The following is a 15,730-nucleotide window of genomic DNA, read 5'->3' on the forward strand; positions in this document are numbered from 1 at the left end:
AATGTAGATGAAGCGTCCCCGCTTCGGGTAGTTTTGCGTCCCTCATTCCTGCATTTATGGCGGTCTTGCCAGACGGGCGGTCTTGCCAGACGGTCGGCCTTGCCAGGGGGGCAGGTTTATGGGACGAATGGGACAAAGGGGACACATAGGACACATGGGACGAATGGGACAAATGGGACGCATAGGACGAACGGGACAAAAGAGGCGGATGGGACACATGAGACAAATGAGACAAAAGGGACACATGGGACGAATGAGACAAATGGGATGCATAGGACGCATGGGACAAAGGGATGTATGGGACACATGAGACGCACGGGACAAAAGAGGCGGATGGGACACATGAGACGAACGGGACAAAAGGGGCGGATGGGACGAATGAGACGCATGAGACGCACGGAACAAAGGGGACAAAGGGGGACAAATGGAACGAATGTGGTGAATGTGGCGGAGGCAATGAATAAGACAGATAAGGATGAAAAAAGTTTGTTATATATTTGATGAAGGAAGAAACGAAGAAAAGAGGCGGAAGACAGATAAGGATGAAAAAAGTTTGTTATATATTTGAGTGTTTCTGGTAAAGCATTGGTAATTGGTATGTTAAGCAGGGCTTTCTTTGTTTCTTTTTGTCGTAATTTTTTTCTTTTGTATTTGAAATATGTATTATATACTATGTTTAGGATTAGAATAATTTAACTCTATTTATGGAGAAAGGAAATGGAAAATATAGATAGACGCAATTTTATTAGTACTCTTGGAGGTACTACCTTTTGCATGGGAATGGCAGGTGCCGAAAGCATAGGGGATAATATAAATAATAATGATATGTTTGCCTCAAAAGAAATTTTTAAAGAGGTGAAAGATATAGTTGATAAGACCTCTTTTGTGGATACGCATGAACATTTACCATCAGAATCTGAACGGATTGCGAATAAGAGTAATAGAGACAAAACACCTGCACCTGATATGGGCATGCTTTTTAGCCATTATGCGGATTCAGACTTACAGGTGGCTGGAATGAGTGATAAGGAATATAAAAAATTAACTTCGTGGGACTTATCTCCTCAAGAAAAATGGAGGTTGTTAGCACCTTATTATAATAGATGTAGAAATACAGGGTATTTATTATGTGTTCGGGAAAGTATTTTCGCTCTGTATGGAGAGGAAGACTTAAATGAAAATAATTGTGAGGAAATAAGTCAGAAGATAAAAGATGATATTCAGCCCGGTTTTTATCGTCGTATACTCAGAGATGTAGCGAATATTGAACATGCTCAAATCAATTGTCTTTCCAGTGGCACCTTTCGTGAAAGCGAACCTGCAACCGACCTTTTAAGTTTTGATTTATCAACGGTAGGCATTGCAAGTTCTATTTCTAAAATTGGAAACCTTAACAAGTTCGCAGATAAACCCATCAAAACATTAAAGCAAGCCCATGAGACCATTGAGCATATATTTGAACGATTTGGACCTAAGGCAATAGCCGTAAAAGACCAATCCGCTTATGGCAGACCCCTTTTTTATGAAAATGTAAAAGATGAAGATATTGAAATTATTTTCAAGCAATTTGTTCAAAAGCCATCTTCGTTAAAATATGAAGAACTCAAAGCCATCCAAGATAATCTATTTCGTAAATGTTTGCAATGTGCCACGGAATATAAACTTCCTGTCAAACTACATACCGGATATTTTGCAGGATACAATGGCATGGATTTATCCCGTGTTCGTAATAATCTTTGTGACCTGGTCCCATTAATCAAAGATTTTCCGAACACTACTTTTGTTCTTATGCATATTTCATATCCCTATCAAAATGAATTAATCGCCCTTTGTAAACATTACCGCAATGTCTATGCGGATATGTGCTGGTCCTGGATTATTGACCCTGCATCGGCGACACGATTTTTAAGGGAATTTTTAATGGCTGCTCCTGCAAGTAAAATATTTACTTTTGGAGGGGATTATATTCCTGTGGAATTGGTTCCTGGACATGCGCGAATTGCTCGCAAGGGTATTACACTTGCTATAACCCAACTTTTACAAGAAGGTTGGCTAAATGAATCCGATACACCTGCATTAATTCAGCGAATTATGAACCAAAATGCCCACGAAACTTTCGACTTACCCCGTGTCCTAAAAGCATATAAAGCATAAATTTTAATGGTGTCTATCCTTTGCACTTTCTGGAATCATGGGGTTAGCAATGGCTGGAGAATGGATAACCTTAATTCCGAAAATCTGGCAAAAGTTTTGAATATCTCTTTTGTTGTTGCCATAAAAAACTACTTGATGGAATCCCAATACATTTCTGCTTTCTTCAACATTATCCATCTTTATAGAAAAATGCGTTCTACAACCACCTGCTGGTGGAGTATTTATATTCTCTCTAACGACACCTGTATCAAGGATAAGTTCATGAGGGTTATTGAATCTTATGAGTGTAACAGGTTGTGCTTCTTTCCATTATGCCTGTAAAGAAACACCTATAAATGAAATTCACTTCCCGATGGAAATTCTGCTTGTATAGAACTTACAAGCATTGGAGAAACCGCAGGCAAGAAACAATTTCTACTTACTTTAAAACATTTACAAGACAAATCGTAAGAATGCTTTTCTTTCATAATAGTACTTTTTTGTAATATATTACTTTCGCTTACTTATAATAAATTATATGAAACCAATTCGAGAATACCAAGCAAAATTAAAATTTTTGAAATAAAATCCCGTGCTACTTTTGGGTTATCTATAGATAAACATGTAATTAAAACATTTTAAAAACTTAAGAATTTTAACTATACTCCTTATTGATATATACTCAAAGTAACCATTTTCACATTAAATTGAGGTAAATAAAAATGAAAAACATTTTTTCATCTTTATTTTTGTTTTTCTTCCCTTTATTTCTTCTTACCTTTCCATCCTTTACAGAGAATATCGCTTTAGGAGCAAAATACACATTGGACCCCGTTCCTAATTACACGAATTGTAAAGATGAATCTGATACCATTCAGCTTACCGATGGGAAGTATGTAGAAGGGCATTTTTGGACGCAACAAGGAACTGTAGGTTGGTCTGAAACAGAATTTGCAGTAATTACGATTGATTTAGGGAAAGATATGCCTATCTCTGGTGTTTCGTTTAGTACTGCAGGAGGTGTTGCTGGGGTAAAATTTCCTGATTCTATCGTAATTTTTACCGCAGGCGAGGATGGAATATTTCACGAAATTGGTGACCTGGTTAAATTAAACAACTCCAAAAATCCCGTGCCATCAGTGGGCTATGCTACCTATCGCTATACGACAGATAAACTTCAGACCCATGGCAGAAAAATTGCATTGTTAGTGTTTGGTGAACCTTACATTTTTTGTGATGAAATCGAAGTCTGGAAAGGGAAAGAAGAAGATTTATCCCGACCTTTACCCGGTATGGGCTTCAAAGATTTGAAAAAATATGTGGATAATGTAACCATACATAACTGTGTGAAAAAACGAATTGCAAAAGACATCGAAAAAGTTCAAAAAATAGTGGAGAATACAAAACGGGGGAAAAAGATACAAAAAGAAATGAACAAATTAACAAAAGAAATTGATACTTTGCCTATGGCATATTCAGAAGACTTCAAAACGATTTTCCCTATTAATTTCACACATGAAAAAGTGTTTAAACTATATGCAAGACTGTTGCAAAAAGAAGGATTAAAAGAACTAACAGTCTGGAGAAGTCATCCTTATCAATTTACGGAATTGTTTCCTTCTGTATCTGATATAAAATCCAATGACATAAATCAATTATGCATAAATATGATGCAAAACGAATTCCGTTCTACGACTTTTAATATCATTTCATCTAAAAATACTGAAGTATCTATTGAAATTTTTGGGATTCCTGAAGAATTAAGAAAAGAATCTATAAAAATTCAGAAGGTGCTTTGGACAGATACAAAGCGGTTGGAACCTGTGGCTTCTGCTTTAATGCCTATAAATGAAGAGAAAGGATTGTTTAAATTAAATGTTTTGGCAGGTTTAACGCAACAAGTATGGATAACTGTGTGTTCTAAAAATTTACCCCCAAATACTTATAATATCGAGATAAAGGTAAACCAAATTCGTTTACCAATGACCTTAAAAATCTATCCAATTCGCTTTCCTGACCGACCAACATTACATATGGGTGGTTGGGACTATACAAATGTCCCAAAATATTATGAAGTTACAGAAATAAATCGAACAGCTTTTGTAAATATGCTACGAGAATACTTCGTAGATTCCCCGTGGGCTACTTCTGTTGCTATGCCTTTTGGTTCTTATGACAAGTCGGGAACTATGACAACACCTCCGGATACATCCAATTTTGATGCATGGCGACAACTCTGGCAAGATGCCCGTCGGTATTGTGTTTTTTCCGCCGTTAGCAACAAACTCCAGCAATGGGAAATAGGAACACCCGAGTTCAATAAAGCAGTAGGGAATTGGGCAAAGTTCTGGGATAATTATATGCGTAATTTGGAATTAGACCCTTCACAATTAATTGTGCTATTAGTTGATGAACCCCATCAGGAACAGGAAGATACTATTATCAAAGCATGGGCAAAAGCGATTCATGATTCTGGGGCTGGTTTTCAGATTTGGGAAGACCCTACTTATAGAGACATGACAAAAGCCTTGCCTGATATGATTGCCGAATGTGATATTCTTTGCCCAAACCGACAACTATTTTATAAGTGCGGAGAAGATTATCGACAGTTCTTTATAAACGAACGAGATAAAGGTAAAAAACTTGAATTTTATTCATGTAGTGGTCCTATGCGTTTATTAGACCCTACCATTTATTGTAGATTGCAGGCATGGGACTGCTGGCGATATGGTGCGGAAGCAACCTATTTCTGGGCATTTGCTGATGCCGCAGGAAATCCCTCCTGGAACGAATATCTTAATAAACGACATGCTTATACCCCTCTGTTTATAGATAAAGATACGGTATATCCCGGCAAACATTTAGAAGCCATGCGTGAAGGTATTGAAGATTATGAATACCTCATTATGCTGGAAAAAGCATTAAAAGAAGGGAAAGGTTCAGAACAAGCACGAACCCAAGCAGAAGCCTTATTGCAAGAAACACGGGATATACTTCATTCTATAATGCCTGAAAGTGGAATTCTTTTCTGGAAGGATTTCAAACAACCCGAGATTATAGATAACATACGGGAAAAAATTCTCCAAACTTTATTATTGCTTACAACAAACAATTAATCTCTCACTCCTAAATATTTTATAACCAGATATAATAATTATTGTCTTATAAATTTGTTACCTATATAAAAAACAACATACAACTCCCATACAAAAACAATAAGAACAATAATACATAAAATAAAGAGCATTAAATTCTCCCATTCTATAATTAACTCATATAAATATAAATTCAATAATCTGTATTTTTTGTATAATCTTTCCCATTGTATTATTGTCTTATTTCACAAAAGGTAAGAAAATGAATGAGAGTTCTGAAAAAAATATTGTTTTATTTATTTCTACCTTAGGTTCTTTTTTAACACCCTTCATGGGTTCTGCAGTTAACATTGCCTTGCCCTCTATTGGCAAAGAGTTGGCGATGAATGCTGTTTTACTTAACTGGGTCGCAACCACTTACCTTTTATCTGCGGGAATTTTCCTTGTCCCTTTTGGTGCTCTTGGTGATTTATATGGTAGAAAACGAATCTTTTTATATGGGATTATCTTTTTTACTATTTCCTCTGTCTTGTGTTCCCTTTCTCCAAATGCTGCTCTTCTACTAATCTTTCGTATTTTTCAGGGGATTAGTGGATCGATGATTATGTCCACGGGTATTGCCATGCTTACTTCTGTTTTCCCTGCTGAAGAACGGGGTAAGGCTTTAGGTATAAACACCTCCGCCGTATATCTTGGACTTTCATTAGGTCCTTTTCTGGGAGGCATACTGACCCAACATTTAGGCTGGCGTAGTGTATTTTATATCAATGCACCTATTGGTCTTTTTGCTATTGCGATAATCCTATGGAAATTGGAAGAGGAATGGAAAGAAAACAAAGAAGGGAAAATTGATTTTGTAGGATTTGTTCTTTATGCTCTGTCTCTTACTTGTTTGATTTATGGTGTTTCTATCTTACCTCAAATACATTCTTTGCTATTTATCTTTATCAGTTTAGTGAGTATAATTGCGTTTATCTACTGGGAAACAAAGTTTAAAAACCCCTTATTAAATATCAAGCTTTTCCGAAATAATGTTGTTTTTACCTTTTCCAACCTGTCTGCTTTGATTAATTACAGTGCTACTTTTGGGATAGCCTTTATTTTAAGTTTGTATTTACAATATATTAAAGGTATAACGCCACAAAATGCAGGTATGATACTTCTCTTCCAACCTCTGACAATGACCCTTCTTTCTCCATTTGCCGGACGAATTTCAGACAAAATTGAGCCGAGAATTGTCGCTTCATCGGGTATGGCATTGACCACATTAGCCTTGTTCCTGTTTATATTTCTTAATAAAATAACATCTTTCTCATATATCATTGCGAATTTGATACTTTTAGGGATTGGTTTCGCTTTATTTTCTTCACCCAATACCAATGCAGTAATGAGTTCTGTAGAGAAAAGGTTTTATGGAGTAGCCTCAGGCACTTTAGGCACAATGCGATTAATAGGACAGATGATGAGCATGGGTGTTATCATGCTTATTTTTGCTATTCAAATCGGAAAAGTCCAGATTACCCCTGAACACTACCCTTCGTTTCTAAACAGTATGAAAACCCTTTTCACCATTTTTACTATACTCTGCTTCTTAGGCATCTACACCTCCCTTGCCCGCGGAAAGTTAAGGTAAATACCATCATTAATTGCGGATTAAAATGTCCAACTGTTCATTATAAGATTTTTCTCGTAACACTCTTACAATGCATGCAATTCAACCAAAATAGGTTTGGAACTATATACTACCTTTGGTAGAACAATCTTTTTCGTAGGGTCGGAAGTAAAGTTGACATCATTATCATTAACAGTTACTTTTTTAACATTATAGTTACCAGTACCTATGACAACCTTATCTTCTAAGCCTGCTGGGGCGTCTAATGTTACTGAAAAAATGTTCTTATCCTTATCCCATTTTTCAGAAATTCGTTTTCCCCCGAAAATGTGATAGGGCTCGTCAAGGGAAACGGCTCTAAAATAGAATGCTTTCATTTGTGACGGAGAAACTAAAATATTTTTTAAGAAGCCAACCCATTCGTCTTTATGAAGGATATTTACATCACTCGACAATGTATCATAAATTGCAATATGAGACTTGTTTGTTAACTGTTTCGTTAAGGTTTGCTCATAACCCGTTACAGAACAGTTCTGTTGAGTATCGGTTTTATTGGCTATTATTAGCAGGCAATCATCCGATACTCGATTATGGTAAAGAACAGCATAAGTTTCAGCAATGTTGGTTTTGAGTTCTATTAATGGGTCTGTTTCATACATACCTAAATAATATTGCATTAAATTATAGGTGTTTATATGATTTATCTCCTCCGGTTGGACACCTGCTGCGTAAGGGAACTTCTTACTCCAAATCCGCCAATCCACTGTGCAGTATTGTCCACCTCCTGTAAGCAAGTCAAAGGTATAGGCTGAGGCAGAAGGACATCGTTGGGTCTCATCATCCCCTATATACAGACAGCCATGCCCATACATGTTCGAAAACGAGCCAAAAGTTGCCCGAAACTCCTCAACGGATGTGAAATCGTAACCTTCACCAAAAAGATGCATATCAAATGGTGCAATCACGGGCAGGACAAAAGCCTTACTACAATGCTCTATCAAAACTACATGGGGTATTTTTTCTTTGAGTGTTACCCGCCGTCGCCAATTAACATCATGCAATTCTATTAAACAATCGTACACTTTCTGCGGATGGTTATGTTCCTTCCACCGCTTACAGTTAGGATATGCTAAATTATCATCAATATACATTCCATCCACAGGGTATCGTTCCATCATCTTCTTATTACATTCCATCCGATAATCTGCCAAACCATTAGGCGAAGCAAGGCAGGTAGCCATTAAATCACAAAACGAATCCATGCTTGCTTTATACCGTCCCCCATAGTTATAGCCTTCCCATTCTACCCATCGCCCTTCCTTAATTCGTTTCGATATTTCCGTGTCATGGGCGTACATCAGGTCTGCATTTGCCGTCCAGATAAATAACATCCCGGCATCATGCACTGTCTTAATAACACGGTCTAATTCACCTGCGGGGGGTCTTGGTTCTCCCGGGGGTCCTAAACGATGCATTTGAAATAATGTAAATCCTAACCGCGCCACTGTCCAGATTTCCTCATCCGTCGGATAAGGATATTTTTCGTCTCCAATCCAGATAAACATTCGCAAATCATGCCGACGCGGATGGGGTAAACGATTCGGTGCTACTGCCAAACCGATACGAAAAGTAAAGGGTTCCCCTGTTTTAAGGACATACGGTTCTCCCTTCTCTCCCACATGTATAATATGCTGATGAATATTGACGGAAACATCATCTCCTTGAATTGAATCTACCCGCACGGCTCCTGTGTCCAATTCCTGAGGTGAACGATAATAATCCCCCATATCCGTAAACAGGGCTAACGCAGACTTATTGCTGTATACCTCCAGACAAGATGTCGGCGTAAAAACACGGGCAGTCTCCCCTATTTTGGGTATTTCCCCTTGATAACAATCAAATCCATAAGTATCCCGCCGCTTATGGAGATAGTGAGTAAACAGCCCTTTTGCACCAATTTCATATCGTATCCCCTGCGTAAGATGCCAGTCCGAATCGGGTATTAATGTTATTTGAAACACAGCCACCCCATCATTATAGAAAATGCTTTTGATACGATAAGAAGTATCCGATTTAAATGTTCCCTCACTAATTAAAACTACCTGATTTTTATCATTCACATCTACCTTAGTTTCACATTTCCCATTTTTTACAAGATTTACATCATCAATCCACAAAGCCAATGGTTCAAGCAACTTCACTGCGATTGCCCCTTCTCGAACAACCTCAACATCCGTAACAACACCTGTTTTCCGTTCCACTACATAGCGGAAAGTAGGTCCTTGAATTACTATATTCTCTCCACCCTCATTACATACCAAATCCTCCGACGGCAACGGCTCCCGCAATACCTCCCTTATATACTTATTCATTTCCTCTGCAAAACAATAAAAAGATATAGAAAATAGGACAAACACTATAACATTTTTCATGAAATATTTCCTCTCACTTGTATTAATCTTAAATTTTGTAATAATCATATAAGGAAATAGATACCTAAAAACAATTTTACAGACTTTCCTGATAATTTGAAATTATGCGACATTCTTTTTATATAATATTATCCTGCGGTTGCCGGATCGCCTAATTGGTAGGGCACCTGACTCTGGATCAGGCTTGTCTAGGTTCGAGTCCTAGTCCGGCAGCCAATTTTATTTTAAATAACACAGATATTTGAAGCAGTTTCAATTTACATAGTAGTAAAATTTTAAAAAATTTGTTAATTCTAAAAAGTTTTTGTTAGAATATTTTTCCAATTAACTGGCCCCTTCATCTAGCGGTTTAGGATGCAGGATTCTCAGTCCTGTCACACGGGTTCGAATCCCGTAGGGGCTGCCATCTATTTTTAGAGTTAGAAATAAGCCATATCTAATGCGTATTCGATTACTCCTATTTAAGGGTTGTCCTTCAGGACCCAAGGCGGAAGAGGTTTTAAGACAGGTATTAGCCGAAGAAAAAATTTCCGAACCCATTGAAATTATTGAGGTATCGGACATAGCCACTGCTGTTCGTGAACATTTTTTGGGCTCTCCTACTATACAAATAAACGGACTTGATATTGAACCTTCTCGACAAAATGACACACCCTGCCATGGTTGCCGATTATATCGAACTTCGGAAGGAACCAGTGGTGTTCCACCGAAAGAACTCATTCGTTCTGCCCTTCACCGTGCTTTACAAAGCGAAAAATAATTTTTAATACAACCCTGCAAAGTGTATAATCCCTTTATTATCTATTCTCACACCTTAAACAGCAAGGAGATGATATTAATGACACGGAATATGATATTTACAATCCTATTACTTTGTATTCAGATAATTTCTTATGCAGATACAGCCCCTCTTTTGCCTACAGATGAAACACCCGAACAAAGAGAAGCACGATTACAATGGTGGCGAGAAGCACGATTTGGTATGTTTATCCATTGGGGTCCTGCCAGTGTAAATGGGACAGAAATCAGTTGGTCACGCATAGGGCATCCTCATGACATCCCCGGTATGGAAACCGTTCCACCTGAAATATACGATAATCTCTACAAAAAATTTAATCCAACGCAATTCAACGCCGATGAATGGATGCAATTGGCTAAAGATGCAGGTATGAAATATGTCGTATTTATCACCAAACATCACGATGGCTTTTCCATGTGGCACACAAAATTACGACCTGACTACTCCATAGCAGCAACTCCCTTCCATCGCGATATTTGTAAAGAGATAGCAGATGCTGCACATAAATATGGATTAAAATTAGGCTGGTATTATTCCACACGCGACTGGACACATCCCGATTACTTAGTTGGAGATAACAAGAAATATGATGAATTTTATCGCGGCCAAATTCAAGAACTGATAACAAACTATGGTCGAGTGGATATATTATGGTTTGACCATACCGCAGGTAATTGGGGTGATTATGATTTCAAAAGTCTCTTTGATATGCTTTATCGGCTTCAACCGGGAATTATTGTCAATAATCGAGCAGCCCGATTTATCCGCAAACCAGAGGATAAACCTACTCCTGAAATTGAGGCACTTACTCGAGGTGATTTTGATACCCCTGAACAAGAGATTGGCAAATATCAAAAGGACCGTCCCTGGGAATCATGTATCACCCTAACCGAATGTTCAAATGGTGGAGGTTGGTCATATAGACCTGATTGCCGAACGCGTTCTGCAAAAGAGTGTATTCAAATACTTGTGAACTGTGTTTGTGGTGATGGGAACTTGTTATTGAATGTAGGACCTATGCCTACAGGCGAAATTGCACCAGAACAGGTAGCCGTATTAAAAGAAATTGGTGCGTGGTTAGAAAAATATGGAGAAAGTATCTATGGAACGCGTGGAGGTCCTTTTATCAACGGCAAATGGGGCGGTTCTACATATAAAGAAAACTATGTTTACCTTCATATCCTTGAACATAAAAATAACTCACTTACCTTGCCGTCACCAAAATCTAATATTGTAAATGTTACTTCCCTTACGGGAGAACCCGTACAAGTTCAGCAAACCCAACAGAATTTGCAAATTGATTTTAAACTTTCACCGAACAACCCGATAGATATAATAATAAAACTCCAATTAGACAAACCTGCACAGGAAGAATAATAGCTGCTTTAATAAATTCGGCACGAGTGCTTCGACAGGATAAACGACTAATTACCTCTTATAAATAACTCTATCGAGCATAACTCCATTTTATAAATCTCTTCCATTTATTAAGGAAACAAAATCCTAATTTGTTTTCAAAAGTTCAATCTTTATTTGATAGAGGATATAAATATTACTAATAATACTATCATGCCAATATTTAATATACAGTTTTGAGTAAGGTATTTTTTATGTTTGTATTTAAAATATTCTCTCGTTTAATGGTTCTTTGGGTTATCCTTGCGGGAGTAATAGGTTATTTTTATCCACCTGCATTGACTATTTTTAAGCCATATAAAGACTGGTTTTTCATGTTTACAATGGCAGGGATTGGGGTTGTGCTAAGTATTGAGGATTTCATTCCCATAGTAAAGCGTCCTTACTGGGTATTGTTAGGAACAATGGCTCAATTTATAATTATGCCGTTATTGGGCTTTTTGCTTGCCAAAGGACTACAACTACCCCCCAATTTAGCAATTGGTGTAATTCTGGTTGGTTCTACGCCGGGAGCAATGGCATCCAATGTAATTTCCTACATGGCAGGGGCAGATGTGGCATACTCAATTGCATTGACAAGCACAAGCACTTTACTTTCTCCTGTACTCACACCCCTATGCACTTATATTTTCGGGAGTGTATATATTTCCGTGCCATTCTGGGATATGTTTATGAGCATTATAAAAATGGTAATTCTCCCGCTTATGATAGGTTTTGGAATTCGTTATTTGCTAAAAGAACGAATTAATCGCATTGTAGATATATTCCCTGCCATATCGTCTCTATGTATCGCATTTATTTGCGGATTGGTTGTAGCATTAAACGCAGACACATTCAAAGAAGTCTCTTTGTTAATTTTTTCCGCAGTAGTGCTACACAATTTTTTAGGGTTAGTTTTAGGATATGGTGCTGGGGTATTATATCGTTTTGATGAAAAACGAAGACGGACATTATCAATCGAAGTAGGTATGCAAAACGCAGGTTTAGGGACAATATTAGCATTGAACCATTTTTCTGCTGAAAGTGCCTTACCCAATGCACTATTCGCAACATGGTGCATCATTACAGCATCCGTATTAGCCGAACTATGGCAATGGAAAAATAGAAAAAGCCAACAAATTAACAATGAAAGTTAGATAACTTCTCTGGTATATATAGGATAGATTTTAAAATATTCTTTGATAGTTAGTAATATGATAAACATAATAATTAGATTAGTATGAACACAACAGAAAGACTAAATACAGCAAAAAAAGTAATCTTAGAATAGGTACAGAAAAGAGGATTAAAAGTAGAAGAATTGCTTTTATTCGGAAGTCGGGCAAAAAATAACTTACAAAGGATAGCGACTGGGATTTTTTTGTATTATTGATAGAGACATTGATATTCATCAAAAAAAGATATTATTAGGTTTATCTGTAGAAAATTATCTGATTATAAAATGCCTACGGATATGGTCATTCAATCACAATTAGAAGTTGACGGTCTAAAAAATAATACGGGCTACCTGACATATTATATTCTGGAAGAAGGAATAAAAAATATACATGAAGAGACTGTCTTAAATTAAGTTTCTCTATGGTAGAATACTAAAGGTCTAAAATTCTTAGGGAGAATTAAGTATGAAAAACATTATTTTATTAACGCTTCTTTTTATTTTCTGGGCTCTATTTTGTCAGGCACAACCGACAAATTATCCGGATTGCTACGATGAGGTCTGGAACACACCCGGTCGGAATTCATCCGATTCAATGCCTATTGGTAACGGGGATATAGGTGCCAATGTATGGACAGAAGAAAATGGTGATATTGTAGCATTAATTAGCAAAACGGATGCCTGGGATGATAATGGTCAGCTATTAAAATTGGCTCGGGTTCGTTTTCAAATCACACCATCGTTAACAGGGACAAATGCAAATTTCTCGCAACATTTACACCTTCAACATGGCACTATTGAGATACAAGGGAACAACGGAAAAACAATGGCTGTATTCCGTGTAGATGCCAATAGACCTGTGGCTGTTTTTAATGTAGAGAGCCAAAAGAATGTGGATTTAAAGGTAATATTAGAAGTATGGCGAACAAAACCTCGTAACTATACAGAGGACGAAGTAAATCAGAGTAGTTTAATCCAAAAAACCGATGAGGGGGTTATATACCCGGATGTAGTGTTAGATAATCCACCTTTCCCAGGATTGGCAGTATATCATCAAAATAATCATTCCATTTGGGGCTACTCAATGGACTTACAGGGATTTGGCGAATACAAAAATAAATTTACTGACCCACTCCTAAATCGAATTTTCGGTTGTGCCATTTGGTCCAGCAATTTAAAAAAGGTGGATACATTTACATTAGAAGGCAAAGGCAGGAATAATTACACGGTGTATATTTTGGGAAAGACCATACACCCATCAACCCCTGATGATTGGGTAAAGTCCATAGCGAAAGAATATAAGGACATCTCGAATATTGCAGAAGAAAAAGCATTTGAACAGCATAAAGACTGGTGGCGAAACTTCTGGCAAAGGAGTTGGATTGTCGCAAGTGGCGATAAAGATGCAGAGTGGATTAGCAAGGTATATGTATTACAACGCTGGATTACTGCATGCGGTAGTCGAGGCACATATCCCGTAAAATTTAACGGCTCTATATTCACAGTAGAATGGCGTGAAGGTGATGAACTTAAATCCGACCCGGACTATCGGCGTTGGGGTGGTGGTTATTGGTGGCAAAATACACGATTGCCTTACTGGCCGCTGTTATCTTCCGGTGATTTTGACTTAATGAAACCCGTATTTGACTTATACATAAGTGTAATACCAATCAGCAAACTACGGAGCAAAGTCTATTGGAATTGTGAAGGTATTTATATGCCAGAAACCATATACCCCTGGGGCTTGCTACGCAACCGTGATTATGGATTTGACCGAACAGGGTTGAAAGTAGGCGAAATCACCAATCCATATATCCGCTGGATTTGGGCAAGTGGTCTGGAATTAACTTTAATGATGCTGGATTACTATGACTTTACAAAGGATGATGTATTTCTGAAAGAAATCCTACTCCCTTATGCCCGTGAGATAATCCGATTTTTTGAGACCCGTTTTACAAAAGATGAACAAGGAATGTTAGTTATCCATCCTGCACAAGCAGTGGAAACCTATCAGGAAGGTGTAACAAACGATACGCCTACCGTTTCTGGCTTACATGCTGTCTTACCACGATTGATAGCATTAAACTCCGTAGAAATTTCAACCGATGAAAAATCCCGATGGGAACAATTATTAAAATCTATTGTGCCTGTACCGATTAAAGATGGACGAATTCAGCCAGCATGTATATTTAATCCCAAACGCGGAAATGTAGAGAATCCAGAGTTATATGCAGTTTTCCCGTATCGTATCTTTGCTATCGGCAAACCTAATATAGAAATAGCCGTTGAAAGTTTCCAAAAACGGCATGCAAAAGATTTTCACGGTTGGCAACAGGATGCTATTCAAGCAGGATTTTTAGGGCTAACAGATGAAGCAAAAAAGATGTTAATTGCTAATTCTTATCGCAAACACAATGGCTCGCGTTTCCCTGCGTTTTGGGGACCCAACTACGACTGGATACCTGACCAATGCCATGGCGGAAATTTGATGACTACCTTGCAATCCATGCTTTTACAGTGGGATGGGGATAAAATTTATTTGTTCCCGGCATGGGACAAGACTTGGGATGTAGAATTTAAACTTCATGCCCCATATAACACACAAGTGCATGTTATTTTTAAAGCAGGCAAGATACAGACATTACAGGTTACACCTCAGGAAAGAAGTAAGGATATTATTATTTGCTTAAATTAAAAATAGAAATTGGAAGATAAGTATATACAGTCTGTATATTAGGAATTGTGTTTACTTTACGGAGTAGAGAGTTTTGCGAATGTCTTTTTTTAATTTCTGTTAGTTCGTGCCATTCGTGAAAACTAATTTTTAAACCAATTTTATGTTATAAACCCAGAGATGAACCATGCGGAATATGAATTTTAGAAATATTTATTTTTCTTCTCATTTATGTTTATATTATCTTTGTCTAAAATTCTAAATCAGGTTAAAGGATACTGAAAATTTCTATTTATCCTTTTCATCTTTCTGTGCTTTATAGGTTTTAAATTCTTTAAAAAACCTTTTGACTTTTTTGAAAAAAATGGTATAATTTTAATAAAGTTGTGAATAATCATAATGAAAGGAAACCA

General features: G+C 37.3%; 11 protein-coding genes and 2 tRNA genes. 11 read left to right on the forward strand and 2 right to left on the reverse strand.

Annotated features, from left to right (window positions below):
* From PLA12_11920 to PLA12_11930, 3 genes are all read left to right on the forward strand, one after another.
* On the forward strand, nucleotides 1-501 hold a 501-nt coding region (locus PLA12_11920; GenBank protein ID HOQ33205.1), incomplete at its 5' end, for a hypothetical protein.
* Nucleotides 502-717: 216 nt separating this feature from the next.
* Nucleotides 718-2,154, forward strand: a complete 1,437-nt coding sequence (locus PLA12_11925; GenBank protein ID HOQ33206.1) for an amidohydrolase family protein — start codon at nucleotides 718-720, stop codon at nucleotides 2,152-2,154.
* Nucleotides 2,155-2,160: 6 nt separating this feature from the next.
* The gene (locus tag PLA12_11930; GenBank protein ID HOQ33207.1) at nucleotides 2,161-2,475 is read left to right on the forward strand and encodes a hypothetical protein; all 315 of its coding nucleotides are present in this window, start codon (nucleotides 2,161-2,163) and stop codon (nucleotides 2,473-2,475) included.
* A gap of 8 nt (nucleotides 2,476-2,483) precedes the next feature.
* Here PLA12_11930 and PLA12_11935 read toward each other — a convergent pair whose 3' ends face one another.
* Nucleotides 2,484-2,621 (reverse strand): hypothetical protein, encoded by a 138-nt coding sequence (locus PLA12_11935; protein HOQ33208.1) that lies wholly within the window; start codon nucleotides 2,619-2,621, stop codon nucleotides 2,484-2,486.
* A 234-nt stretch (nucleotides 2,622-2,855) separates the two neighbouring features.
* Between PLA12_11935 and PLA12_11940 the strand changes: the two genes are divergently transcribed.
* Both PLA12_11940 and PLA12_11945 read left to right on the forward strand, forming a co-directional pair.
* Nucleotides 2,856-5,249, forward strand: a complete 2,394-nt coding sequence (locus PLA12_11940; protein HOQ33209.1) for a hypothetical protein — start codon at nucleotides 2,856-2,858, stop codon at nucleotides 5,247-5,249.
* Between the two features lie 241 nt (nucleotides 5,250-5,490).
* On the forward strand, nucleotides 5,491-6,861 hold the full coding sequence (locus PLA12_11945) for an MFS transporter (GenBank protein HOQ33210.1): 1,371 nt from the start codon (nucleotides 5,491-5,493) through the stop codon (nucleotides 6,859-6,861).
* Between the two features lie 65 nt (nucleotides 6,862-6,926).
* On the opposite strand, the gene PLA12_11950 is transcribed toward PLA12_11945, so the two are convergent.
* The gene (locus tag PLA12_11950) at nucleotides 6,927-9,272 is read right to left on the reverse strand and encodes a hypothetical protein (protein ID HOQ33211.1); all 2,346 of its coding nucleotides are present in this window, start codon (nucleotides 9,270-9,272) and stop codon (nucleotides 6,927-6,929) included.
* Between the two features lie 140 nt (nucleotides 9,273-9,412).
* Between PLA12_11950 and PLA12_11955 the strand changes: the two genes are divergently transcribed.
* From PLA12_11955 to PLA12_11980, 6 genes are all read left to right on the forward strand, one after another.
* Nucleotides 9,413-9,488, forward strand: a tRNA-Gln gene (locus PLA12_11955).
* A 114-nt stretch (nucleotides 9,489-9,602) separates the two neighbouring features.
* Nucleotides 9,603-9,678: transfer RNA gene (locus tag PLA12_11960), tRNA-Glu, on the forward strand.
* 33 nt (nucleotides 9,679-9,711) lie between these two features.
* Entirely contained in the window at nucleotides 9,712-10,032 is a 321-nt protein-coding gene (locus tag PLA12_11965; GenBank protein ID HOQ33212.1) for a DUF2703 domain-containing protein, read from the forward strand.
* A 78-nt stretch (nucleotides 10,033-10,110) separates the two neighbouring features.
* Nucleotides 10,111-11,448 (forward strand): alpha-L-fucosidase, encoded by a 1,338-nt coding sequence (locus PLA12_11970; GenBank protein ID HOQ33213.1) that lies wholly within the window; start codon nucleotides 10,111-10,113, stop codon nucleotides 11,446-11,448.
* Between the two features lie 233 nt (nucleotides 11,449-11,681).
* A complete protein-coding gene (locus PLA12_11975) occupies nucleotides 11,682-12,623 on the forward strand; it encodes a bile acid:sodium symporter family protein (GenBank protein HOQ33214.1) in 942 nt (313 codons plus the stop codon).
* Nucleotides 12,624-13,109: 486 nt separating this feature from the next.
* Nucleotides 13,110-15,338 carry a DUF5703 domain-containing protein gene (locus PLA12_11980; GenBank protein ID HOQ33215.1) on the forward strand — a complete coding sequence of 743 codons (2,229 nt, stop codon included), beginning with the start codon at nucleotides 13,110-13,112 and terminating at the stop codon, nucleotides 15,336-15,338.
* Nucleotides 15,339-15,730 lie beyond the last annotated feature (392 nt).

It is taken from the genome of Candidatus Hydrogenedens sp. (genome assembly GCA_035378955.1).
In the GTDB taxonomy this organism is placed as follows: Bacteria; Hydrogenedentota; Hydrogenedentia; order Hydrogenedentales; family Hydrogenedentaceae; genus Hydrogenedens.

What these genes read in the sequence shown, in the direction of transcription:
- PLA12_11965 (HOQ33212.1), top strand. Translation starts at nt 9,712, where the DNA reads ATGCGTATTCGATTACTCCTATTTAAGGGTTGTCCTTCAGGACCCAAG.
- PLA12_11970 (HOQ33213.1), top strand. Translation starts at nt 10,111, where the DNA reads ATGACACGGAATATGATATTTACAATCCTATTACTTTGTATTCAGATA.
- PLA12_11925 (HOQ33206.1), top strand. Translation starts at nt 718, where the DNA reads ATGGAAAATATAGATAGACGCAATTTTATTAGTACTCTTGGAGGTACT.
- PLA12_11980 (HOQ33215.1), top strand. Translation starts at nt 13,110, where the DNA reads ATGAAAAACATTATTTTATTAACGCTTCTTTTTATTTTCTGGGCTCTA.
- PLA12_11930 (HOQ33207.1), top strand. Translation starts at nt 2,161, where the DNA reads ATGGTGTCTATCCTTTGCACTTTCTGGAATCATGGGGTTAGCAATGGC.
- PLA12_11975 (HOQ33214.1), top strand. Translation starts at nt 11,682, where the DNA reads ATGTTTGTATTTAAAATATTCTCTCGTTTAATGGTTCTTTGGGTTATC.
- PLA12_11940 (HOQ33209.1), top strand. Translation starts at nt 2,856, where the DNA reads ATGAAAAACATTTTTTCATCTTTATTTTTGTTTTTCTTCCCTTTATTT.
- PLA12_11935 (HOQ33208.1), bottom strand. Translation starts at nt 2,621, where the DNA reads ATGAAAGAAAAGCATTCTTACGATTTGTCTTGTAAATGTTTTAAAGTA.
- PLA12_11950 (HOQ33211.1), bottom strand. Translation starts at nt 9,272, where the DNA reads ATGAAAAATGTTATAGTGTTTGTCCTATTTTCTATATCTTTTTATTGT.
- PLA12_11945 (HOQ33210.1), top strand. Translation starts at nt 5,491, where the DNA reads ATGAATGAGAGTTCTGAAAAAAATATTGTTTTATTTATTTCTACCTTA.